The organism is Streptosporangium sp. NPDC001681 (genome assembly GCF_040298085.1).
Lineage (GTDB): Bacteria > Actinomycetota > Actinomycetes > Streptosporangiales > Streptosporangiaceae > Streptosporangium.
In genome coordinates this window covers 26,854-50,091 of sequence record NZ_JBEOZN010000034.1, presented here as the reverse complement: position 1 = coordinate 50,091, position 23,238 = coordinate 26,854, and the positions used below count along the sequence as shown (strand labels likewise).

18 protein-coding genes are annotated in these 23,238 nt (G+C 69.9%); 13 read left to right on the top strand and 5 right to left on the bottom strand.

Annotated elements, in window-relative coordinates; all coding sequences use genetic code 11:
* Positions 1-51 precede the first annotated feature (51 nt).
* The 3 genes from ABT130_RS17825 to ABT130_RS17815 all read left to right on the top strand — a co-directional run bounded on the left by ABT130_RS17825 (position 52) and on the right by ABT130_RS17815 (position 3,388).
* Positions 52-1,290: a serine/threonine-protein kinase gene (locus ABT130_RS17825; RefSeq protein WP_350956623.1), complete on the top strand. Its 1,239-nt coding sequence runs from the start codon at positions 52-54 to the stop codon at positions 1,288-1,290.
* A 346-nt stretch (positions 1,291-1,636) separates the two neighbouring features.
* Complete coding sequence (locus tag ABT130_RS17820; RefSeq protein WP_350956621.1) at positions 1,637-2,416, top strand: electron transfer flavoprotein subunit beta/FixA family protein; 780 nt, start codon at positions 1,637-1,639, stop codon at positions 2,414-2,416.
* 18 nt (positions 2,417-2,434) lie between these two features.
* Positions 2,435-3,388, top strand: coding sequence for an electron transfer flavoprotein subunit alpha/FixB family protein (locus ABT130_RS17815; RefSeq protein WP_350914627.1), 954 nt, complete (start codon positions 2,435-2,437; stop codon positions 3,386-3,388).
* An 85-nt stretch (positions 3,389-3,473) separates the two neighbouring features.
* Here ABT130_RS17815 and ABT130_RS17810 read toward each other — a convergent pair whose 3' ends face one another.
* Complete coding sequence (locus ABT130_RS17810) at positions 3,474-4,667, bottom strand: MFS transporter (RefSeq protein WP_350956619.1); 1,194 nt, start codon at positions 4,665-4,667, stop codon at positions 3,474-3,476.
* A gap of 191 nt (positions 4,668-4,858) precedes the next feature.
* Complete coding sequence (locus ABT130_RS17805; protein ID WP_350914633.1) at positions 4,859-5,365, bottom strand: TetR/AcrR family transcriptional regulator; 507 nt, start codon at positions 5,363-5,365, stop codon at positions 4,859-4,861.
* Between the two features lie 112 nt (positions 5,366-5,477).
* Here ABT130_RS17805 and ABT130_RS17800 point away from each other — a divergent pair, with 112 nt between their 5' ends.
* Positions 5,478-6,641 (top strand): cysteine desulfurase family protein, encoded by a 1,164-nt coding sequence (locus ABT130_RS17800; RefSeq protein ID WP_350956617.1) that lies wholly within the window; start codon positions 5,478-5,480, stop codon positions 6,639-6,641.
* 46 nt (positions 6,642-6,687) lie between these two features.
* Here ABT130_RS17800 and ABT130_RS17795 read toward each other — a convergent pair whose 3' ends face one another.
* The gene (locus ABT130_RS17795) at positions 6,688-7,734 is read right to left on the bottom strand and encodes a DUF695 domain-containing protein (protein ID WP_350956615.1); all 1,047 of its coding nucleotides are present in this window, start codon (positions 7,732-7,734) and stop codon (positions 6,688-6,690) included.
* A 59-nt stretch (positions 7,735-7,793) separates the two neighbouring features.
* Between ABT130_RS17795 and mnmA the strand changes: the two genes are divergently transcribed.
* Positions 7,794-8,864: a tRNA 2-thiouridine(34) synthase MnmA gene (mnmA, locus tag ABT130_RS17790; RefSeq protein ID WP_350956613.1), complete on the top strand. Its 1,071-nt coding sequence runs from the start codon at positions 7,794-7,796 to the stop codon at positions 8,862-8,864.
* 81 nt (positions 8,865-8,945) lie between these two features.
* On the opposite strand, the gene ABT130_RS17785 is transcribed toward mnmA, so the two are convergent.
* Positions 8,946-9,587, bottom strand: a complete 642-nt coding sequence (locus ABT130_RS17785; protein ID WP_350956611.1) for an MBL fold metallo-hydrolase — start codon at positions 9,585-9,587, stop codon at positions 8,946-8,948.
* A gap of 187 nt (positions 9,588-9,774) precedes the next feature.
* Here ABT130_RS17785 and ABT130_RS17780 point away from each other — a divergent pair, with 187 nt between their 5' ends.
* The 6 genes from ABT130_RS17780 to ABT130_RS17755 all read left to right on the top strand — a co-directional run bounded on the left by ABT130_RS17780 (position 9,775) and on the right by ABT130_RS17755 (position 18,578).
* Positions 9,775-10,779, top strand: coding sequence for a methionine synthase (locus tag ABT130_RS17780; RefSeq protein ID WP_350956610.1), 1,005 nt, complete (start codon positions 9,775-9,777; stop codon positions 10,777-10,779).
* A 100-nt stretch (positions 10,780-10,879) separates the two neighbouring features.
* Complete coding sequence (ligA, locus tag ABT130_RS17775) at positions 10,880-13,060, top strand: NAD-dependent DNA ligase LigA (protein WP_350956608.1); 2,181 nt, start codon at positions 10,880-10,882, stop codon at positions 13,058-13,060.
* Positions 13,061-13,187: 127 nt separating this feature from the next.
* Positions 13,188-15,269: a putative bifunctional diguanylate cyclase/phosphodiesterase gene (locus tag ABT130_RS17770; RefSeq protein ID WP_350956606.1), complete on the top strand. Its 2,082-nt coding sequence runs from the start codon at positions 13,188-13,190 to the stop codon at positions 15,267-15,269.
* Between the two features lie 391 nt (positions 15,270-15,660).
* The gene (locus ABT130_RS17765; protein WP_350956604.1) at positions 15,661-16,722 is read left to right on the top strand and encodes a sensor histidine kinase; all 1,062 of its coding nucleotides are present in this window, start codon (positions 15,661-15,663) and stop codon (positions 16,720-16,722) included.
* A gap of 630 nt (positions 16,723-17,352) precedes the next feature.
* Entirely contained in the window at positions 17,353-17,715 is a 363-nt protein-coding gene (locus ABT130_RS17760) for an STAS domain-containing protein (protein ID WP_350956603.1), read from the top strand.
* Positions 17,716-18,170: 455 nt separating this feature from the next.
* Complete coding sequence (locus ABT130_RS17755; protein WP_350956601.1) at positions 18,171-18,578, top strand: hypothetical protein; 408 nt, start codon at positions 18,171-18,173, stop codon at positions 18,576-18,578.
* 98 nt (positions 18,579-18,676) lie between these two features.
* Here the strand turns inward: ABT130_RS17755 and ltrA are convergent, their stop codons facing one another.
* A complete protein-coding gene (ltrA, locus tag ABT130_RS17750; protein ID WP_350956599.1) occupies positions 18,677-20,143 on the bottom strand; it encodes a group II intron reverse transcriptase/maturase in 1,467 nt (488 codons plus the stop codon).
* A gap of 1,307 nt (positions 20,144-21,450) precedes the next feature.
* On the opposite strand from ltrA, the gene gatC reads away from it, so the two are divergent.
* Positions 21,451-21,750: an Asp-tRNA(Asn)/Glu-tRNA(Gln) amidotransferase subunit GatC gene (gatC, locus tag ABT130_RS17745; protein WP_030913706.1), complete on the top strand. Its 300-nt coding sequence runs from the start codon at positions 21,451-21,453 to the stop codon at positions 21,748-21,750.
* Positions 21,747-23,237 (top strand): Asp-tRNA(Asn)/Glu-tRNA(Gln) amidotransferase subunit GatA, encoded by a 1,491-nt coding sequence (gene gatA, locus ABT130_RS17740; RefSeq protein ID WP_350914656.1) that lies wholly within the window; start codon positions 21,747-21,749, stop codon positions 23,235-23,237. The genes gatC and gatA overlap by 4 nt, the downstream gene beginning before the upstream one ends.
* Position 23,238 lies beyond the last annotated feature (1 nt).

Here is a 23,238-nt window from a genome sequence, read left to right as displayed (position 1 = left end):
GGGATCGCCCTCTCTGCGGCACGATGGAGGAGATCCACCGGAAGGAGTCGCATGGTCGCACCGGACGGTGAACGTCTTGGCCCCTACCGCCTGCTGTCGAGACTGGGGGCCGGAGGTTTCGGCGAGGTCCACCTGGCGCTGGACCCCGAGGGGCGTACGGTGGCGGTCAAGATCCTGCATCCCCACGTCGCGGCCGACGCGACGGCGCTGACCAGGCTGGCCCGCGAGGTGGAGACCATGCGGCTGGTCCGGGGCCCGCACGTCGCCGAGGTCCTGGACGCCTCCCTTGACGGGGCACGCCCCTACCTGGTCACCCGCTACGTGCAGGGTCGCCCGCTCAGCGAGGTGGTCGGCGCGGACGGGCCGGTCGCGGGCGACGATCTCGTACGGCTGGCGCGCGGTCTGGCCGAGGCCGTGGCGGCCGTGCACGCCGCGGGGGTGGTGCACCGCGACCTCAAACCCGCGAACGTGATCCTGACCGACGGCGAGCCGGTCGTCATCGACTTCGGCATCGCCTGCGCGCTCGACTCGCCCTCGGTCACCGCCTCGGGGGCGGTGCTCGGCACGCCCGGCTATCTGGCGCCCGAGGTGCTGGAGGGCACCGGGTCAGGTGCCGAGGCCGACGTCTTCGCCTTCGGGGCGACGCTGGCGTACGCGTCCACGGCGCGGCACCCCTACGGCACGGGCCCGGCGTCGGCGATCGGCTACCGCGTCGTCCACCACCCTCCCGACCTCGAAGGCGTTCCCGGCTGGCTGGAGCCGCTGCTGCGGGAGTGCCTGCTGCGCGACCCCGCCGCCCGGCCTGACGCGGGCGCGCTGTCGGCCCGGCTGGGGGCGGCCCCCGTGGTGGGCCCGCCGCGGCCCCGTGCCGTGGTGGAGAGCGGGATGCACGGCCTCACCACCCGGGAGTGGCGGCCGGGCGATCGCCCCCGCCCGCAGAAGGGCAGGCCCACGCTGGAGGAGGCCCGCGAGCGTCGCAGAGTCGTGCTGCACCGCCGCTGGGTCGTCGGCACCGGCCTGCTCGTCTCGCTGATGGCCGCGACCGCCAGGGAACCGCTGCCCGAGGTGGCTCTGCTGCTGCTGACCGGGTACGGCTCGGCGATGCTCATCGACGCGGGCATCGCCCTGTTCGCCCGCAGGGACCGCGGGCGCACGATCCTCGCCCTGTCCGCGGGAGCCGGGGCCGTCGCGCTGTGGGCGGCCCTCAGCACGTTCTTCAGCACGATCACCCTGGCACTCGCGCTGGGCACCGTCGTCTTCGTCCTGGTCGGGATCCTGGTGGCCAGCTGAACGGGCAGGGCTCCCCAGGCCGGTTCCCGGGTACGTTTCCGTAGTGAGGGCCCGCGCGCAGGTACCGGAATATAGTTCGGTATGGTGGTCGAGGGTCCCCTGGGGGCTCTGGGGTCCCGGTCGTGAGCCGTCCGGCCCGGTGGTTTGCGGCTAAGCTACTGGAAAGTAACATAGGCTCGGGGTAGGGACGGGCGCGTCCCAACCGGGCCACCCGCTGCCACACCGCTCTCGGGCACCTGGCAGTCTTGGCAAAGTGTGCACGTGCCCCGCGTGTACGCACCGAGTATCCGGCGCCAACCGCAGTGACGCGGTGGCGTAAGCGACCACGGGAGGTCGGCCACCAGCCATGAACATCGTCGTCTGCGTGAAGCAGGTCCCCGACACGGCGACCGAGCGCAAGCTGAGGTCCGATGACAAGACGCTCGATCGCGACGCCGCCGACGGCGTCATCAACGAGTTGTGCGAATACGCGGTCGAGGAGGCGCTGCGCCTGAAGGAGGCTCATGGCGGTGAGGTGACCGTTCTCACCATGGGTCCCGACAAGGCGAGCGACACCATCCGCAAGGCCCTGGCCATGGGCGCGGACAAGGCTGTCCACCTGGTGGACGACGCGCTGCACGGCTCGGACGCGCTGGGCACCTCGCACGCCCTGGCGCAGGCTCTCAAGAAGATCAGTTTCGATCTGGTCGTACTTGGCTCGGAGTCGACGGACGCCCGCACCGGGGTCCTCGCCGCCATGCTGGCCGAGCGCCTCGGCGTGCCGCAGCTCACCTTCGCCAATCAGGTCCAGATCGACAAGGGCGCCATCTCCATCCAGCGCGTCACCGACTACGGCTACGACAGGGTCGAGGCCTCGCTGCCCGCCGTCGTCTCCGTGGTGGAGAAGATCAACGAGCCGCGCTACCCGTCTTTCAAGGGCATCATGGCCGCCAAGAAGAAGCCGGTCGAGAAGCTCGGCGTCGCCGAGGCCGAGATCGACGCCTCCCGGGTGGGTCTGGCCGGCTCCTGGAGCGAGGTCGTCGACTTCGCGGCCGCTCCGCCGCGCGCGGCGGGCACGGTGGTCAGGGACGAGGGCGACGGTGGCGTGAAGGCCGCCGACTTCCTCGCGTCGAAGAAGTTCGTCTGAGAGCGGGGGTAGCTGGAAATGTCTGAGATTCTCGTTCTGGTCGAGCACGTCGAGGGCCAGGTCAAAAAGGTCACCCTTGAGCTGCTGACGCTCGCCAGGAAGCTGGGCGCTCCGTCGGCGGTCTGGACCGGCGCGGGCTACGCGCCCGAGGCCGCGGCCAAGCTGGCCGAGTACGGCGCGGAGAAGATCTATGTGGCCGACTCCGCCGAGGTCAGCGACTACGTCGTCGCCCCCAAGGCCGAGCTGCTCGCCCACCTCGTGGCCGAGAAGTCGCCGAGTGCGGTGCTCGTGGCCGCGACCGCCGAGGCCAAGGAGATCGCCGGCCGCCTCGCTATCAAGATCGACTCTGGTGTGCTGACCGACGTCGTGGGCATCGAGGACGGCCTGGTCGCCGACCAGTCCATCTTCGGCGGCGGCGTCAACGTCAGGTCGCGCGTGACCAAGGGCACCCCGATCATCGCGGTCCGCCCCAACTCGACGCCGGTCGAGGCCGCCGCGGGCGCGGGGACCGAGGAGCAGGTCTCCTTCACCGTGTCCGACGCCGCCAAGGGCGCCAGGATCGTGGAGCGGGTCAAGCAGGAGAAGGGTGCGCGCCCGGAGCTCACCGAGGCCGCGATCGTGGTCTCCGGTGGCCGGGGTGTCGGCTCGGCCGACAAGTTCTCGATCATCGAGGAACTGGCCGACTCGCTCGGCGCGGCCGTCGGCGCGTCCCGCGCCGCCACCGACGCCGGCTGGTACCCGCACCAGTTCCAGGTCGGCCAGACCGGCAAGACCGTCTCGCCGCAGCTCTACATCGCGGCGGGCATCTCCGGTGCCATCCAGCACCGGGCCGGCATGCAGACCGCCAAGACGATCATCGCGATCAACAAGGACCCCGAGGCGCCGATCTTCGAGCTCGCCGACTTCGGCGTCGTGGGCGACCTGCACGAGGTGGTCCCGCAGCTGACCCAGGAGGTCATCAAGCGCAAGTGACCCGGCAAGGGTACGGGGTACACGCGGGGTGATGGGAACGAGACGGCACCGCACGACATGTGCGGTGCCGTCTCGCGTTCCCGGGTCAGGCCGCCATCGAGAGCTCTCGCCTGGCGGTCTCCGCGGGGACGGCCGCCGCGCGGTGGCGGGGCAGGAACCACGCGACCGCGGCGATCAGGACACCGAGCAGCACGGCGATGCCGAGACTCGTCCTGAGCGTGGCCAGATCGGAGAGGAAACCGATGATCACCGGGCCCAGCAGCAGTCCCGCGTAGCCCATCGCACCGGTCTGGGCGATGGCGGGTCCCGGGGTGCCGGTCGCCTCGCCCGCCAGGGACATGGCCATCGGCGAGACCGTCGCCACGGCGACGCCCACGAACAGCATGGCCGCGAGGGCGACCGGTGCGCTGGGGGCCGTGATGACCACGCCGAAGGTCGCGGCGGTGGCCAGGCCCGAGGCGACCATCATGCCGCGGGCGCCGAAGCGGGCCCGGACCCGGTCACCGGCCAGCCGCCCGGCCAGCATGCCCGCCTCGAAGATCGGGTAACCCAGGGCGGCCACCGCCTCCGGGGCACCCAGCGCGTCCCGCAGGTACAGACCGTTCCAGTCGGCGACCGTGCCCTCCACCATGAACGCGCAGAAGGCGATCACGCCGAGCAGGTAGATCACCGGAGGCATCCGGCGGCGGGGCGCGGCGGGGGCGGTGCCGGAGACCACCGTCGGGTCGGGCAGGTAGGTGCGGCTGATCAGGACCGTCGCGGGGAGCGAGAGCAGGGCGATCAGCACCAGGTGGGCGGTGATCGAGAGCCCGGCCGCGATCGCCGCGGTGCCCAGCAGGCCCGCGCCGATCGCTCCGGCGCACCAGCCGGCGTGCATGCCGTTCATCAGCGGGCGGCCGTAGGCGCGCTCGACCACCGATCCCTGCGCGTTCATCGCGACGTCCACCGCGCCGAACGCCATGCCGAACAGGCCGCTCGCGGCCACGGCCAGGGGGAACGACGGCGCCACCGCCAGCAGGGCCAGGGTGGTCGCGGTGAGGGGGGCTGCGACCCGGAGGATGCTCCGGCTGCCGAAGCGCGCCATCACGGCGCGCATCGACTGCATGGTGATGAGCGCTCCCAGCCCCCATACGAGGAGGGTGACACCGACCGACGCCTCGGACAGGCCGAGCTTGTCGGAGAGCGCCGGAATGCGCACGGTCATCGATCCACACATCAGACCGGCCAGCACGAATGTGAGAACCGCCCCGGTTCGAGCCGTTCTCAGGTCGCGGGTCATGCTCAATCCCTTCAATAAATGTTTTGACAAACCGGTGAACGGGCACACCAAAGACGGTCGCTTTCGCGCGTGCGGAAGCGACCACCAATTTGTGTGATGGGTTTTCCCCGGCCGGGCACGCGATCAGGCGCGCGGGCGAGTGAGGGGTGTCAGGGGAACCAGGAGAAGAAGGTGTCAGGGGCCTATCAGGGTCAGGCGGGCAGCATGGCCAGCAGACGCCGTTTCAGACTCTCGTAGTGCTCGTCGTCATAGAGATCGGGGTCGTGGCTCGCCACGTCCCACAGTCCCTCGCAGGCGAGGCGCACGATCTGCGCCGCCTCCGGGTCGGGCTCGCTGTCGAGCCCCTCGCGATGCCATCGGGCCATCGCCACCCGCAGCGGTGCCAGAAGATAGAGGTTGCCGGAGGCTCCGGTCACCACGGCCCAGCGCCGCAGCCTGCCGCTCCGCACGGCGGCGAACGTGGCCGCCAGATAGTTCTTGGTGTAGGTGTCGTGGCCCTGGGCGGCGATGAGCTCGTCGAACTCCTCGATCAGCCGCTCGACCATGCCCTTGATCAGGGCTTCCTTGGTGCTGAAATGGTAGAGCAGGCCGCCTTTGCTGCATCCGGCGCGCTCGGCGACGGTCGCCAGGGTGAGCGCCTGGGAGCCCTGGTCGGAGAGCAGATCCTCTGCCGCGTCCAACAGTTCACCCCGTCTCATGGCCGCTACTGTACCGTCTGGACGGTTTAGCGGTCAACTCCGGGGGTGAGGCCCTTCCCGAGCACGGATACCCTTGGAAGGTTGACAGCGATGTGGGGGAGGGGATGCGGCCGTGCAGTCCGCCTATCTCGATCACGCGGCGACCACGCCGATGCTTCCCGAGGCGATCGAGGCGATGACAGCCCAACTGGGCCAGGTCGGCAACGCGTCCTCCCTGCACGCCGCCGGCCGCCGCACCCGCCAGGTCGTGGAGGAGTCGCGGGAGACCATCGCCGCCGCGCTCGGCGCCCGTCCCAGCGAGGTCGTCTTCACCGCGGGCGGCACCGAGGCCGACAATCTCGCCATCAAGGGCCTGTACTGGGCCCGTCGCGCCGGGGGCGCGGACAGGATCCTGATCAGCGCCGTCGAGCACCACGCCGCCCTGGACCCCGCGCACTGGCTGAGCGATCACCAGGGTGCGACCGTCGAGCTGCTCGACGTCGACGAGTTCGGCCGGGTGCATCCGCAGACCCTGCGCGAGGCCATCGAGCGCGACCCGGGCAGCGTCGCGCTGGCCAGCGTCATGTGGGCCAACAACGAGGTCGGCACCGTCCAGCCCGTCCACGCGCTCGCCGAGGTGGCCCGCGAGTACGGCGTCCCCTTCCACACCGACGCGGTCCAGGCGGTCGGTCAGATCCCGGTGGTCTTCGCCGACTCGGGGATCGACGCGCTGACGCTCTCCGGTCACAAGGTCGGCGGCCCGATGGGCGTCGGCGCGCTGCTGCTCGCCCGGGGCGTCGACCCGGTGCCGGTACTGCACGGTGGCGGTCAGGAGCGAGATGTCCGCTCCGGCACGCTCGACGCCCCCGCCATCGCCGGTTTCGCCACGGCCGTGCGGACCGCGGTGGCCCGGCAGGCCGAGACCTCGACCAGGCTGGCCGCGCTCCGCGACGACCTGATCCGCCGGGTCCGTGAGGCGGTGCCCGATGTGATCCTCAACGGCGACCCGGTGAACCGCCTCCCGGGCAACGCCCACTTCTCCTTCCCCGGCTGCGAGGGCGACGCGCTGCTCATGCTGCTGGACGCCAAGGGCGTGGAGTGCTCGACGGGCTCGGCCTGCTCGGCAGGTGTCGCCCAGCCGTCCCACGTCCTGCTCGCGATGGGCGCCGACGGCTTCCGGGCGCGCGGCTCGCTGCGCTTCTCCCTCGGCCACACCTCGACCGAGGCCGATGTGGACCGGCTGGCCGAGATCATCGGCCTCGCCGTCGAGCGCGCCCGCCGCGCGGGTCTGAGCTGATCCGTACGGCTCTGAGGGCCGGTACTCAAGACCGTGCCGGGGATTCCTAGGTCAGGAAGGGCGAGATGGCGATCCAGCCGGGGTCGCCGACCACGTCGACCCGGGGCCGCCCCTCCTCCCAGCTCACGATGAGCTCCTTGGCGTGGATGGCCGTCTCGCTCACCGGGTCGGCGTAGACGTGCAGCACCCGCTGCCCCTCGGCGCTCATGTGCGCGGCGAGCAGGGCCTGGCCGTTCAGCCTGCTGATCCGCCCGGCGAGACGCTCCTCGAAGTCGCGCAGCGCCTCCAGCGAGGGGCCGGTGGGCAGCCCTTCGGCGTCGCGGTGCGCGTACGGCAGCGTGATGGCGATGTGCTGGTCGAACAGCGGATGGTCGACCGGGCGGAGCGGGTATCGGGCGGTGGCGATCAGGCGGGCGCCGGTGGCGGTCTCACCCTCCAGTAGCGCCCACTGCTCGTCCCGGTAGCCCGAGGCCAGATCGGAGACCACGCTCGGCAGGTGCACGGCGGGCACCGCGTCGATCGGCTCGAAGGCCGCGGCGGAGATGTCACCCACCCAGCGGGCCACGTCGTCCTCGCCGAGCAGCCAGTCGAGGGCGAGCAGCGCCGCCTCGGTGCGCGTCTCGTCGTCCAGGATGGTGAAGATCGGATGGTAGGCGACCACGTCGACCCGGGGGTTGCCGTGCGGGGCGCGCAGGCCGAGCACGAGCTTGTCGAGCGCGAACTCGTAGCCGCCCACGTCGAGCGTGAGGTCCATCGCGTGCGGGTTGGCCCGCCGGGACGGGTGGAACTCCCACAGGCCGTCGGCGGGCGGCGCCGCGGCGGCCCAGCGATGCGCGATGGGGCGCAGTTCGGGGTCGCCGGCCGAGGTGACCACGAGGGCCTGGTCGGCGCTCCGGCCGGGGGCGATCTCCCACACCAGCGACGGGTGGACGACCAGCACCGCGGGCCCGATCCACTCGGCCAGCCGCTCGGCCTCGCCGGCGGCGACCATCGCGTCCAGTTCCGGTCTCGCCTCCGCCCACCACGCCCAGAACTCGCCGATACCGTCGGCAGGGTCGGCGGCGGGCTCGTTCTTCCGCCCGAACAGTCGCATGACCCCGGATTCTCCCAGCCCGACGGGGTGCCCGCCAACGCGGGTACGCTCAAGGGGTTATGAGTCTTCGTGTGCTTGCCGCCATGTCCGGCGGCGTCGACTCCGCCGTGGCGGCCGCCCGCATCGCCGAGGCGGGCCATGACGTCACCGGTGTCCACCTCGCCCTCTCGGCCAATCCCCAGTCCTATCGGACCGGCGCCCGCGGGTGCTGTACGGTCGAGGACTCGCGAGACGCCCGCAGGGCCGCCGACGTGATCGGCATCCCCTTCTATGTCTGGGACATGGCCGAGCGGTTCCACCGCGACGTGGTCGAGGACTTCGTCAGCGAGTACGCCGCCGGCCGCACGCCCAACCCGTGCCTGCGCTGCAACGAGAAGATCAAGTTCGAGGCGGTGCTCGACCGCGCCCTCGCGCTGGGCTTCGACGCGGTGGCCACCGGGCACCACGCGCGTGTCACCGACGGCGTGCTGAGCCGCAGCCCCGACGAGGGCAAGGACCAGTCGTACGTGCTGGGCGTGCTCACCAGGGAGCAACTCGGTCACGCGATCTTCCCGCTGGGCGACTCCACCAAGGCCCAGGTGCGCGAGGAGGCCGCGCGGCGCGGGCTCATGGTGGCCGACAAACCCGACAGCCACGACATCTGCTTCATCGCCGACGGCGACACCAGGGGCTTCCTCGCCGACCGTCTCGGCGCGGTGCCGGGTCCGATCGTCGACGAGTCCGGCGAGGTCGTGGGCGGGCACGAGGGCGCCTACGGCTTCACGGTCGGCCAGCGCAAGGGCCTGCGCATCGACCGCCCGGCCCCCGACGGCCGCCCGCGCTACGTGCTGTCCATCGAGCCGGTCTCCAACACGGTCACGATCGGTCCGCGCTCGTCCCTGGCGGTCACGGAGATCGTCGCGGGGCGCCCGGTCTGGAACGGCCCGACCGGCGAGCCGCGCGAGCCGCTGACCTGCACGGTCCAGCTCCGCGCGCACGGCGAGGTGTACGGCTGCCGGGCCCGGCTGTCCGGCGGGGAGGTGCACATCACGCTGGACGCCCCGGCCACCGGGGTCGCGGCGGGCCAGGCCGCGGTGCTCTACCTCGGCGACACCGTGATCGGCTCGGCCACCATCGCCTCGGCCCGCTGAGCCCCCTCCGCCGCCGAGCGGGCACGTCCTCGGCGGTCGCGTCCCCGCGCCCGGTTCCCGGCCCGGGCGAGCAGGTCCGCGTCAGGGCAGGGTGACCGACTCGCCGGGCTTGAGACGGCGCATCTCGGCCTTCTGCTTCTTCGACTCCATGTCCAGCCACATGTCGACCAGGCCGAGCCCGATGTCGTTGAGCAGGCCGTCGTGGGTGGAGAAGGCCCTGTCCGGGCGGACCTGGCGCAGGTACTCGACCATCTCCGACGCCTTCATCCACGGCGCGTTGGTCGGCACCAGGAGCGTGGGCACCTCGACGCCCGGCGGGGTGAACGCGTCCCCCGGGTAGAAGACCTCCTCGTCCACGAGGAAACCGACATTGCGCACGATCGGCTGGTCCGGGTGGTTGGGGGCGTGCCACTCGCCGACGACCCTCACCCCGAAGCCGGCCGTGTCGAACGCGTCGCCGTGCCGTACCACCTGGATCTTCGCGGGGACGTCGGTCAGCGTGGCGGCCACGCCCTCGTTGGTCCAGATCTCCAAGGACGGGTCGGCCTCGGCCGCCCGGCGCAGCCGGCCCGCCTCCACGTGGTCGAAGTGCTCGTGGGTGATGAGCACGGTCCGTGCCCCGTCGAGTGCGGACTCCTCACTGAAGGAGCCCGGGTCGATCACGAGAACGGAGTCGTCCTTCTCCAGGCGGACACAGGCGTGTCCGAATTTCGTGAGTCTCATTCCCACACCCTACGGGCGCGCCGGTCCATGATCCACGAGGGGGCGGTGCCGCCACGGGCTCTCGTTCCCGGGCGCGTGCCGTCACGGCGCGGCGGGATTCCCCGGGCCGAAGGCGTGATCCGGCGGTCATAAGCTGGCCTGGGCGGGCGGGTCCCGCCTGCCTCCCAACGCGAAACCAGGAGCAGTCTTGAGCCAGTACCCATGGGGTGAGGCGACCGCCACCGGCATCGGGTCGCATCCGGGGGAGGACCACGCCGAGGCGGTCAGGGTGGTCCTCGGCGAGTCGCCCGCGCTGCCGTACCTGCCGGAGCTGCCCGCCCGGGGCGTCGGCGCCGACATGATCGGGCGCACCGCGTCGCTCCTGCTGGAGATGCCCGTTGAGGTACAGCCGTCGGGCTGGCGGTTCGCCGACCGGCCGGGCCGTGACCTCAAACGCGCCCGCGACCATCTCATCCGCGACCTCGACGCCCTGGAGGAGGCGGCCCAGGGGTACGAGGGGCCCTTCAAGATCCAGGTGTGCGGGCCGTGGACGCTGGCCGGAGCGGTCGAGCTCAGACACGGCGACAAGACGCTCGCCGACCCGGGGGCGGTGCGCGATCTGGTGGAGTCCCTGGCCGAGGGGCTCGCCGCGCACGTCGCCGACGTGCGCCGCAGGGTGCCGGGGGCCTCGCAGATCGTGGTGCAGATCGACGAGCCGGGGTTGCCGGGCGTCCTCGCGGGCACGGTGCCGACCGCCTCGGGTTTCGGGCGGCTGGCCGCGGTCGACCGCCAGGTCGCCGCGGACCGGCTCGGCGCGGTGTTCCCCGCGGGGACGTTCGCCGTCGTGCACTGCTGCGCCCCCGCCGTGCCCTTCCGCGTGCTGCGCGCGGCGGGCGCGGCGGGCGTCTCGCTCGACGCCCACCTGCTGAACAGGCGCGACGAGGACGCGATCGGCGAGACCGTCGAGGCGGGGACGGCTCTCTTCCTCGGTGTCGTGCCGGGGACGGACGCGAGGCTCCCCGACGTCGGAGTGGTCGCCGGACCGGCCGTCGAGCTCTGGCGCCGTCTCGGCTTCCCCGCCGCGACGCTGGCCTCGCAGGTGGTGCTCACCCCGGCCTGCGGCCTGGCCGGGGCCTCGCCCGCCTACGCCAGGGCGGCCCTGGCCACCTGCCGCAAGGCCGCCCGGGTGCTGCAGGACGACCCCGGCGAGTGATCCCGGCCGCCGGGGGCTTCAACTCGGGGTAAGGAAGGACGCGGACTGTCGGTGCTCGAGGATACGTTTGGCTTGGCCGACGACGAGGGGAGAAGCGGCGATGGGCGCTGAGGTCGAGGGCGTGCCGGTGCGGGCGTTGGAGCGGCACGCGGAGCTGACCGAGCTGGTCGAGGAGGCCAACTGGCGCTACCACGTGCTCGACTCGCCCACCGTGAGCGACGCCCAGTACGACGGGTGGATGCGCGAGCTGCGTGAGCTGGAGGAGGAGAGCCCGACCCTCCGCACGCCCGACTCCCCCACCCAGAAGATCGGCACGCCGATCTCCAGCGATTTCAATCCGGTCAAGCACCTGCAGCGGATGGAGAGCCTCGACAACGCTTTCAACGCCGAGGATCTCGCCGCCTGGCGGGCGAGGGCCGAGCGGCTGGCCGAGCGCGACCCCGCGCCCTACCTGTGCGAGCTGAAGATCGACGGTCTGGCGATCGCACTGGTCTACGAGAAGGGCCGCCTGACCAGGGGGGCCACCAGGGGCGACGGCCGCGTCGGTGACGACGTGACGGCCAACGTCCGCACGATCGCCAACGTGCCGCACCGCCTGACCGGCGACGACGTGCCCGACCTGGTGGAGGTCAGGGGCGAGGTCTACATCCCGGTCGAGGAGTTCAGGAAGCTCAACGAGCAGCTGGTCGAGACGGGCAAGGCGCCGTTCGCCAACCCGCGCAACTCCGCGGCGGGTTCCCTGCGGCAGAAGGATCCGCGCGTCACCGCGCAGCGGCCGCTGCACATGATCGTCCACGGGATCGGCAAGTGGGAGGGGACCGCCCCGCCCCGCACCCAGTCGGAGATCTACGACCGGCTCGCGGCGTTCGGCCTGCCGGTCAGCGACCTCTACCGGGTCGTCGACGACCTTGAGGGCATCAACGCCTTCATCGACTTCTACAACGAGCACCGTCACGACCCGGCCTACGAGATCGACGGCGTCGTGGTCAAGGTCGACCGCATCGAGCTCCAGCACAACCTGGGCTCGACCAGCAGGGCCCCCCGCTGGGCGATCGCCTACAAGTATCCTCCCGAGGAGGTCAACACCAGGCTCCTCGACATCCAGGTCGCGGTGGGCCGCACCGGCAGGGTCACGCCGTACGGGGTCATGGAGCCGATCGTGGTGGCCGGTTCCACCGTCGAGCGGGCCACGCTGCACAACGCCTCCGAGGTCGCGCGCAAGGGGGTGCTGATCGGCGACACCGTGGTGCTGCGCAAGGCGGGCGACGTCATCCCCGAGATCGTCGGTCCGGTCGTCGACCTGCGCGACGGCGCCGAGCGGGCGTTCGTGATGCCGGAGCGCTGCCCGGAGTGCGACACCGAGCTGGCGTACGAGAACGAGGGCGACGCCGACCTGCGCTGCCCCAACACCAGGGCGTGTCCCGCCCAGCTCCGCGAGCGCATCTTCTTCGCGGCCGGCCGCAGGGCCTTCGACATCGAGGGGCTGGGTTACGTGGCGGCCACCGCGCTGACCCAGCCGCTGCCGCCGCAGGAGCCGCCGGTCCGCACCGAGGCAGACCTGTTCGATCTGACGATCGAGCAGCTGCTGCCGATCAGGTCGGTGGTCCGTGATCCCGACACCGGGCTGCCCAAGACCGATCCGGAGAGCGGCGAGCAGAAGATCGTCACCTTCTTCGCCAACCAGAGCGGCGAGCCGAGCAAGAACGCCGAGAAGATGCTGGAGCAGCTGGAGAAGGCCAAGAGCCAGCCGGTCTGGCGGGTGCTCGTCGCGCTCTCCATCCGGCATGTCGGCCCTCCGACCGCCCAGGCGATCGCCGCGGAGTTCGGTTCCATCCACGCGATCGCGAAGGCCTCCGAGGAGGAGCTCGCCGCGGTCGAGGGCGTCGGCCCGCGGGTGGCCGCGGCGATCCGCGACTGGTTCGAGGTCGACTGGCACCGGGAGATCATCAAGCGCTGGGCGGACGCCGGGGTCCGGATGGTCGACGACCCGCCGGCCGAGCAGCTCCCGCAGACCCTGGCCGGGCTGACCTTCGTGGTGACCGGCACGCTCGCCGACTTCACCCGTGACGAGGCCGGTGAGGCCCTGGCCGCCCGAGGTGGCAAGGTCGCGGCGTCGGTGTCGAAGAAGACCTCCTTCGTGGTGGTCGGAGAGAACGCGGGTTCCAAGTTCGACAAGGCCGTGAAGCTCGGCGTGCCGATCCTCGACGAGGCCGGTTTGCGAGTCCTGCTGGCCGAGGGGCCCGAGGCGGCGGTGGAGGTGACGGTGCGGCCCGAGGAGTGACAGGACCGCCCCGCCGCCGTGCGCAAGAAGGCGTGAATTTTCAGTGACGGACCGTGCGCAATCGGTTTCGCGAAGTGGCCCGTAGGCCGTACTCTCCCATAGTGAACTAATGGGGGTTTTGTTACTCATGGCCGACCCAACCGACACCCGCGATACCGGACCGCGTCTGGGATCGCCCCTCTGGGCCTATCTCGCCGCCGTCATCTCGGTCGGGTTCGTCGTCCTGGTCGTGTCCCAGCTGAGCATGGACACGGCCGAGATCGTGGAACTCGCCCGAAGCCCGCTGTTCTGGATGCTCACGGTCCTTGTCGTGCTGGGCGAGTTGCGGCCGGTGGTCCTGTCGTCGTCGCTGACCGTGGGGGGCACCTACCCGTCGACCATGTTCACCTTCGCCGCGCTGCTCCACTACGGCCTGCCGATCGCGGTGCTGCTGCAGGCGGTCGCCATGGTCGTCAACGGGGCGGTCACCCGTAAGGCGTGCCACCGGGTCATGTTCAACATCGCCCAGGTGACACTGGCCTGCACCGCCGCCGGGGTGGTGCTCGGCCTCTTCGGCGACCGGCCCGTCACGGTGGGCACCGGGGTGCCCGACGGCGCCGACCTGCTGGCGATCGGGCTGGCCGGGCTGGCCTACTTCGTGGTCCGGGCCGCGCTGGTCTCCGGCGCGGTGGCGCTGCACGAACGCAGGTCGATCCACCGGGTGATCAAGACCACGATCGGTCACCAGAGCCTCGTCTACGCCGGGCTGCTCGGCCTGGCCCCGCTCGTCGTGGTGGTGATGAACCACTCGCCGGCCCTGGTGCCGCTCTTCCTGGCGCCCATGCTGGCCGTCTACTTCACGGCCAGCATGTCGGTCCGCCGCGACCACCAGGCGATGCACGACGGCCTGACCGGGCTGCCCAACCGCAAGATGCTCGTGCTCAGCACGGAGGAGGCGCTCGCCGAGGCGCGGGAGGGCGAGCGGGTCGGCCTGTTCCTGCTCGACCTCGACCGGTTCAAGGAGATCAACGACACTCTCGGGCACCCGGTCGGCGACCGGCTCCTGCAGATGGTCGCGCACCGGCTCACCCACAGCGTCCGTCCTGGCGACGTGGTGGCCCGGCTCGGCGGCGACGAGTTCGCCGTCCTGCTGCCCTCGGTCAGGGACGCCGCGGCGGCCAGGGAGGTGGCGGCGCGCCTGCGGGTGGCGATCACCGAGCCGGTACGGCTGGAGGGCATGAGCTTCGACCTGGACGCCTCGTTCGGCATCGCCATCTACCCCGACCACGCACCGGACTTCGAGATGCTCCTGCAACGTTCCGACGTGGCGATGTACCTGGCGAAGGAGAGCAGGACCGGGGTCGAGATCTACGCCGCCGACAAGGACCGCAACAGTCCCGAGCGGCTCACCCTCCTCGGCGACCTGCGCAGGGCCATCGACCGCTCCGAGCTGCGGCTGCACTACCAGCCCAAGCTCGACCTGTCGGGAGGGCAGGTGCGGGGCGTGGAGGCGCTGCTGCGATGGCGCCACCCGGAGCGGGGGATGATCTCCCCGGGAGAGTTTGTGCCGATGGCCGAGCAGTCGTATCTGATGCGCCACCTCACCGGATACGTCATCGACGCGGCCCTGGAGCAGGCCGCCCACTGGTGGCACACCGGCCTGCACGAGCAGATCTCCGTCAACGTCTCGGCCCGCGACCTTCTCGACTCGGCGCTCTCCGACCAGTTGGGAGCGGGCCTGGCGCGATACCGGCTGCCGCCCAAGGCGATCCAGCTGGAGGTCACCGAGCGCATCCTGATGACCGACCAGGCGTACACCGCCGACGCGGTCCGCGCCCTGGCCTCGCTGGGTGTGCCGCTCGCGCTCGACGACTTCGGCACCGGCTACTCCTCGCTGGTCCGCCTGCAGCGTCTGCCGGTGGCCGAGGTCAAGATCGACTCCTCGTTCGTCCGCCGGATCGGCGAGTCCAAGGACGACGAGCGGATCGTCCGCTCGATCGTCGACCTGGTCCGCTCCCTCGGCCTGCGTTCGGTCGCCGAGGGCGTCGAGTCGGCCGAGGTGGCCGAGCGCCTGGCGGACATGGGGTGCGATCTGGGCCAGGGCTGGCTGTTCGCCAAGCCCATGTCGGCCGCGGAGGCGACAGTATGGTTGCGCAAGCATCGAGGGCTCGCCCCGCACGACTTCGGCTTCCTGCGCCCCACCGAGATCCTCAACCCCCAGCGGGCCTAGCCCCCGGATCTTCCGCCTGCCGCGGCCGGACGGTCGGTGCCTCGCACGTGCCGCGGTGGCCGGTGACAATCCGGCGAGGCGGGGGGCAGACCAAGTAAGCCGGAAAGGGGCAACGACCGGTGCCACACGGTTCGTTGTGCCGCTCGGCGAGGGCGGATTTCGGCGGTCTGCCGCCGAACGCTTCACGGGACTGAATCGGCGAGGGAACCAGTGTGGAGGCGTTGACCTGGGATGACGCCTCTGGGTGACCGGACAGAGTGAATATTCTGTTCTGTGTGCCGACCGCCGTTGCCCCTTTCCGGCTTACTTGGTCTGCCCCCCGGAATAGGGAGAACTCATCCGCTGTTTGGACCGGTATCTCGTCCGCAGCCGCACCCAGGACGCTGCTGGGGTGATCACCTTGAGCGTATGGCATCACTGCTCCGTCAAAACCCGTGTGACCACCGTGGCGAGCGCTGTCATGGCGCTGGTCTGCGCTTCCGCCACCCTGCTGCTGCTGATGGCCGCTCCCCAGCCTCCGCTCTATGGAAACGCGGCCGTCCTGGCCGGACTCATCGGCGGTTCACTTCTGTTGATCGCGACCACTGCGCTCGGGACGTACTGGATGATGAGCAAGACCCTCAAGCCGGTGTGCGCCATCAGCGGGAAACTCGCCACGATCCGGCCTTCCAATCTGAGCGAGCGGGTTCCGCTGCCGAACCATGATGACGAGTTCAAGAAGCTTGCGCAGAGCACCAACCAAACGTTGGAACGTGCCCAGGCAGCGATCCAGCAGCAGTTGAGGTTCGCCTCGGACGCCTCCCATGACCTGCGCCACCCGCTCGCGGCCATGCGTACCGAGATCGAGGAAGCGCTCATGGAGCCGGAGGAGACCGACTGGGGGGAAACCGGTAACAAGCTGCTGGAAACCGTCGAGAGGCTACAGGACTTGCTGACCAACCTGCTGGAGCTCTCCCGACTTGACGCGGGCATCGTCGGTCAGCACGACTTACTCAACCTCGCCGTACTGGTGGACGGCGAGCTCGACCATCGGCAGCGCGACCGCCAGCAAAGCAAGGTCAGGGTGGTCAGGAGGTTCAGCAGCGGCGTGATGGTCTATGGCGAACGGATCGGCCTGGAACGACTGCTGCACAACCTCCTGGACAACGCCGAACGCCACGCCCGCACCAGCGTCACGGTCACCGTCGAGCACCGGGGCGACGTGGCGGTGCTGGAGGTCCACGACGACGGGAGCGGGGTGTTGCCCGAGCAGCGGGAACTCGTCTTCCAGCGCTTCATTCGCCTGCAAGACGCCCGCGCCAAGGACTCCGGCGGCAGTGGCCTGGGCCTGGCTATCGCTCGGCAGATCGCCGAAGCCCATGGCGGCACCCTCACAATCGAAGACAGCTCTTGCGGAGCACGGTTCGTCGCACGCTTCCCCCGGCCGGTCGGGCCGCTGGCGAGCACGAGATAGCGAGTGAAGAATCCACCAGTGTCGGCCCAGGACTCTCGAAGGGGTCCGGCCCACATGGGGTGCCACCGGAATACGGCAGATTCGGGCCGCCGAGCCTCTGACATGCGACGTTGCAAGCCCAGCCGCCCGTCGTCCGGAAACGTACACGTTCTCGGACAGCTAGGTCACCTGCGGAAACACTGTCCAGTAACCCACGTCCGAGAAGTCCCCAGCGGCTATGGCCTCTGGCGGCCCGTGTCAGCCGTATTCCGGTGGCACCCCGAAAACGCACGCCAAGGCCTTCGGCATGAGGATCGCGTCCCGCAAACGTCCGATTCCGGGACGACTGAAGATCATCCTGTTGTCCCAGGTCGGCCCATCCCACAAGGCGTCCCGCAACCTGGCCGACGCTCGGAGATCCGGGACGGCCGTGGTTGCGGAGGGTACAAGCGTGTGCTTTCGTTCCACCGTACTCTGACGCCCGATTCGGAGGTCGGTGCAGCGGAACGAAAACGTACGCTAAGCCGGGCACACCCACTGCCACCTATGGTGGGTGGGGCGAAAATGGGCGCGGGTTTATCTGGCTGGGGGGTGACGGCGGGCCGCGGCTGTGCTGGCCTGCAAGAAAGACACATTCCCGAGTAGCCCCCGGTGAGGCTGTGGATCCATCCGGAGGATGCGTTGCAGCGGCTGGATGTCAGCGTGGAGATCGAAGCCTGGCGCACCGTGGTGCACGTGCGCGGTGAGGTCGACCTGGCTACCGCCGAGCTGCTGGGAGCCGTGCTCGACGAGATCGCCATGGTGGGCGGTCCCTGGGTCGAGGTGGGCTTGGGCCAGGTGCCGCTTATGGACTGCTCCGGGCTGCGCGTGCTCTTTCGGGCCAAGCAGCGCCTCCAGGAGCGGGGCGGCATGCTGACCGTGTGCGGCCTTTGTGCCCAGGTCGAACGGCTGCTGTGCGGCCTCGGTCTCGACCATCGGCTGGATGAGTCACGCGGCCGGCGCGTGGGCCGGTGACGCCGAGACGCAGTGCGGATGTCCGAGGCCCGGGGCGGCTTTTGGATCGGATCAGCGCGCTGTGCGCGGGCGGGACAGCACAACCAGTGTGATCAGCACCGCGATGGCGAACGCCAGGACGACGAGGAAAGCTTTGATCATGGCGTTGCTCGCAATCTGCGTTGCATCAGTGACTAAGAGTTATGGTCGGCATTGTTTCCGACGCTCTCAGACGAAAACCCCGCAGCCTTCCCAGGCCGGTCCTTGCCCAGGCAAAACTTGCCTCCAGGGCGTCGCCAGCCCAATCGCAAGGGAGTCACCGAGATGGACCAGGCGTCCGCGCCGCCGGCCTCCACGAGGCTGGAGGAATGGATTCAGCGGGTCTTGCGGCTGGCCGGGGCCAGACCTTCGACAACCAAGGTCGCGCCGACCCCGACCGCACCCCGCCCTCACCACGCCGGCTGGTCTCCTGGCTCATGAGCCGCCCCGACGACCTACCGCCTCACCACCGCCGCCACCTGGAGGAGCTGATTCCCGCCTGCCCGCACCTGACGGCCCTGGCCTCGCGGGTGCGGGAGTTCGCCGCCATCCTCACCCAGCGTCGCGGTCACGACCTTGACGACTGGATCAGCACAGTACGCGCCGATGACCTGCTCGCCTTGCACAGCTTCGCCCTCGGCCTGGAAAAGGACCAACAGGCCGTCATCGCCGGGCTGACCCTGCCCTACGGCAACGGCCCCATGGAAGGCACCCAACACCAAGGCCAAGCTGCTGAAACGTCAGATGTACGGCCGAGCCGGCTTCGCCCTGCTGCGGCAGCGGATCCTGCTTTCCTGAGCACGCACTGTCACCACCGCATTCGTGCCAGAGTCGAGTCGGCTTGAGGCGCGGTGCTCAGATCTCTCTGAACCCGTCTCCTCAAGCCGCTCGCCGAACCCGCCGTGCGCCTCTCAACGCAACGGGCTCTCCACGGTCTCTGCCGTCATATGGGTGAATTCCAGGGATTGGGGATGTTGTTGCCGCGCCAGCGGTAGCGGGTCACCGCCACCTTGGCGATGTCGAACAACTCGGTCCCGCCCGTCGCCGTGATGGGCAGCCACCGCCCGGTCGGGGTGGTGAAATGACGTCGGACGTCCTTCCAGCTCCAGCGGCGCCGGCCCTGCAGCATCCGGATCAGCCTCCACCACACGAACTGGTGAAGTGCGCAGAACCGGTCCTTGGCCACGGCGTGCTTGAAGTAGTTGGCCCAGCCGCGCATGATCTGGTTGAGCCTGATCAGCACCGATCCCAGGTCTTGTTGTGACTTCCTGTGGATCAGAGCACGGATCTTGGCCTTCAACGACCGGATGGGCCGGTCAGCGACGAAGGTATAGACGTGCCATTTATCGGTTCCCCTCTTGCGGCGCCACTGGATGCGGAACCCCAGAAAGTCAAACCCATCGCTCAGATGCGCGATCCGGGTCTTGGCCGGTGACAGCCGCAGCCCGATCGGTTCCAGCACTTTCGCGATGTCCTCGCGCACCACCTGCGTGTCGTGCTCGGTCCCATGGACCAAGACGACGAAGTCGTCGGCATAGCGAACCAGTCGCCATGTCGGCAGCCCCTTGCGGCGACGGTATCCGCGCTTGCCCTCGCTCGACATCGACCCGCTGCTCTTCCACGGCTGCATCAGATACTCATCGAGCACCGACAAGGCGATGTTGGCCAGCAGCGGAGACAGGATGCCGCCCTGCGGTGTCCCGGTCGTGGTGCTCTTGTTCTCACCGAGCTCGGTCAAGATCCCGGCTTTCAAGAACGCTTTGACCAGCGCCAGAATGCGTTTGTCCTTCACCCGGGAACGCACCCGGTCCATCAGGGCCGTGTGGTCGATCCGGTCGAAGCACGCCTCGATGTCCGCATCCAGCACCCACCGATAGCCTCGGGTGCCGAAATGGTGGATCTCAGCGATCGCATCCTGAGCACGCCGGTTGGGCCGAAACCCATAGGAGACCGGCTCGAAGTCGGCCTCGAAGATCGGTTCCAGCACGAGTTTCAGCGCGGCCTGCACGACCCGGTCGCTCACCGTCGGAATCCCGAGGGCACGGACCTTTCCTGACCCACCCGGTTTGGGGATCTTACGTTCCCGCACCGGCAAAGGCCGGAACGAACCATCCTTCAGGGAAGTTCGCAGGTCGTCTAGGAACCCCGCAACACCGATGCGCTCCTCGACGCCGGTGACCGTCAGGCCGTCGACGCCGGGAGTGTGTGCCCCGTGGTTGCCCGAGACCCGATCGAACGCCACGATCAGCGTCGCCGGGTCATGCACGAAGTTGAACAGGTCGTCGAACCGGCGGCCAGGATCAGCCGCCGCCCAACGGTGAAGTTTGGCCTGCATCTCCGATACCCGTGACCACGACCCCACCGGGGCCGAGGCGCTGGCGCTGCCGTTCGGCAGCGCGTCTTTCGGCATTGCAGCCTCCATCCCTTCTCGAATCCGCTGCCGCCCTTGGCCATGTGACCGGCTCTCCCGGCCTCGGACTACTACGGCGGCTCCGCCCCACCCGGCCCGTTCAGCGGTCGATGCACCTATCCCGGCCAACGGGCTGGATGCCCACGGCCTGGAGCTGCGACCGGGTGATTCCCGTGTTCACTGTGATTCGCTCGACGAAGTAGGAGCCCGACTTTGTCCCTGCGGCCTCGCCATGAGTACGCCGCAGACCTTCCTCATGGCCTCCCTGCCGGCATCGGCAAACCGGCCCAGGAGTTCCCCGCCAGCCCTTGGCCGACGGGTGCGCACCGCGTCCTGCCCAGATCCACCAGGTTCGAGCAGGCGTCCAGTGGAGGGACTTAACGACGTCGTCGGTTCCTCTCGTACTCCTCTCCATCACGCTCACCGGACCCGCACCATCTGGCAGTATTGGCACGTCCCGGCTTTGTCAGGGCTGCTCCCGCCCTCCCCGGCATCACCCGGATCAGGCTGCCCTCAGCTTCACCGACCTGCTGCGACAGGCCGAAGGCGAAGGTCTCCCACCTCCGCTCAAATCACAGCGCCTCACGGCGCACGCCGTTAACTGGACACACCCCTTACTTGGTCTGCCCCCCAGGCGGGACCCAGCCGTTCCGTCCCGCGAGTTTTCCGTCCAGGTCCTGGGCGATGGCGATCGCCGTCGGGTACGGCGCGGGTATCACATCCGGCCGGCCGGAGTCCGGCCGCCACGGTCGGCACCGGTTCCGTGTCACAGTTTGTCGGCTATTAAAACGTTCTTGACATAGGTGCGCAAGGCCAGCTTTGGCGGCGATTCTCCAGTGGGACGGGGCCGCGATCGCGGGGCGCCCGGGGCCGAACGCGAGGTGGAACGTGATTCGTGGTGCGAGCTGGGACGCCGGTGCACCGGTGCCCCTGACCGGCCGGGCGGGAACGTTTCAGGCCGGACCCGCGGCGCGACTCCGCGACCCGGTGCCCATGACGGCGATGTGGATCATCGGGCCTCCCGGCAGTAAAACGTTTCGCAATCTCCCGGCGGGCAGGGGCACGGCACGGCCGATGTACGGCGATCTCGGCGGGCGACGGCAACCGGCTCAGGGCCTCCCGGATCGGTGCGCACCGGACAGGCCGGGAGCCGATTTCTCCGGCCTGGCGAGCCGGGGGCGGTCTGACCGCTTCGAGTAAGAGATCTTCGGTTGGTTGCGACGGTGTTAATGAGTCGGGACCCTCAGGTCGCGAGCCATAGGATGACAGTGTCCAATTGCCATTCCACGAAACGGGTTCAACGACTCATGTCCGCCATAACCCGCGACGAGGTCGCTCACCTCGCCCGGCTGTCCCGGCTGGCGCTGGCCGACGAGGAGCTCGACCACTTCGCCGCCCAGCTCGATGTGATCATCGGTGCGGTCGCCCGCGTCGCCGAGGTGGCGGCCGACGACATCCCGCCGTCCTCGCACGCGTTGCCGCTCACCAACGTCTACCGCCCCGACGAGGTGCGGCCAGGACTGACGCCGGAACAGGCGCTGTCAGGCGCCCCGGCAGTCGAGGACGACCGCTTCCGCGTGCCGCGCATCCTTGGGGAGGAAGCATGAGCCTCATCCACAAGACCGCCGCGGATCTGGGCGCGCTGATCGCCGCCGGAGAGGTCTCCGCCGTCGAGGTCGCCCAGGCCCATCTCGACCGGATCGCCGCCGTCGAGCCGCAGGTCAACGCCTTCCTCCACGTCAACGCCGAGACGACCCTGGAGCAGGCGCGGGCCGTCGACGCCCGCCGGGCCGCCGGCGAGGAGCTCGGCCCGCTGGCCGGCGTGCCGATCGCGCACAAGGACGTCTTCACCACCGTCGACATGCCGACCACGGCTGGATCCAAGATCCTTGAGGGCTATCGCCCGCCGTACGACGCCACCGTGACCCGCCGTCTGCGCGAGGCCGGCCTGGTGATCCTCGGCAAGACCAACCTGGATGAGTTCGCGATGGGCTCCTCCACCGAGAACTCCGCCTACGGCCCCACCCGAAACCCGTGGGACCTGTCCCGCATCCCCGGCGGCTCCTCCGGCGGCTCGTCCGCCGCGGTCGCCGCCTACGAGGCCCCGCTGTCCACCGGCACCGACACCGGCGGCTCGATCCGCCAGCCCGCCGCGGTCACCGGCATCGTGGGCATGAAGCCGACCTACGGCGGCTCGTCCCGCTACGGCTTGATCGCCTTCGCCAGCTCGCTCGACACGCCGGGCCCCTTCGCCCGCAACGTGCTGGACGCCGCGCTGCTGCACGAGGCGTTCTCCGGCCACGACGTGATGGACGCGACCTCCGTCGACGCCCCGGTGCCCTCGGTCGTGGCGGCGGCGCGCAACGGCGATGTGGCCGGGCTGCGCATCGGCGTGGTCAAGGAGTTCGGCGGCGACGGCTACCAGGCGGGTGTGCTCGCGCGCTTCCACGAGACCGTGGAACTGCTGGAGTCGCTGGGCGCGAAGGTCTTCGAGGTCTCCTGCCCCTCGTTCACCACCGCCCTCCCGGCGTACTACCTCATCGCCCCCTCGGAGTGCTCCTCCAACCTGGCCCGCTTCGACGCCATGAGGTACGGCCTGCGCGTCGGCGACGACGGCACGCGCAGCGCCGAGGAGGTCATGGCCCTGACCAGGGCCCAGGGCTTCGGCCCCGAGGTCAAGCGCCGCATCATCCTCGGCACGTACGCGCTGTCCAGCGGTTACTACGACGCCTACTACGGCCAGGCGCAGAAGGTCCGCACGCTCATCGCGCGCGACTTCGAGGCCGCCTTCCAGCAGGTGGACGTGCTCATCTCGCCGACGACGCCCACCACGGCGTTCCCGATCGGCGAGCGCGCCGACGACCCCATGGCGATGTACCTGGCCGACCTGTGCACCATCCCGACCAACCTGGCGGGCAACGCGGCCATCTCCGTGCCGTGCGGCCTGGCGGACGAGGACGGCCTGCCGGTCGGTCTGCAGATCATGGCTCCGGTGCTCGGCGACGACCGCTGCTACCGGGTCGGTGCCGCGGTCGAGAAGGCCCTCCAGGCGCGGTGGGGCGGCAGCCTGCTGTCCAGAGCCCCGGAGCTATAAG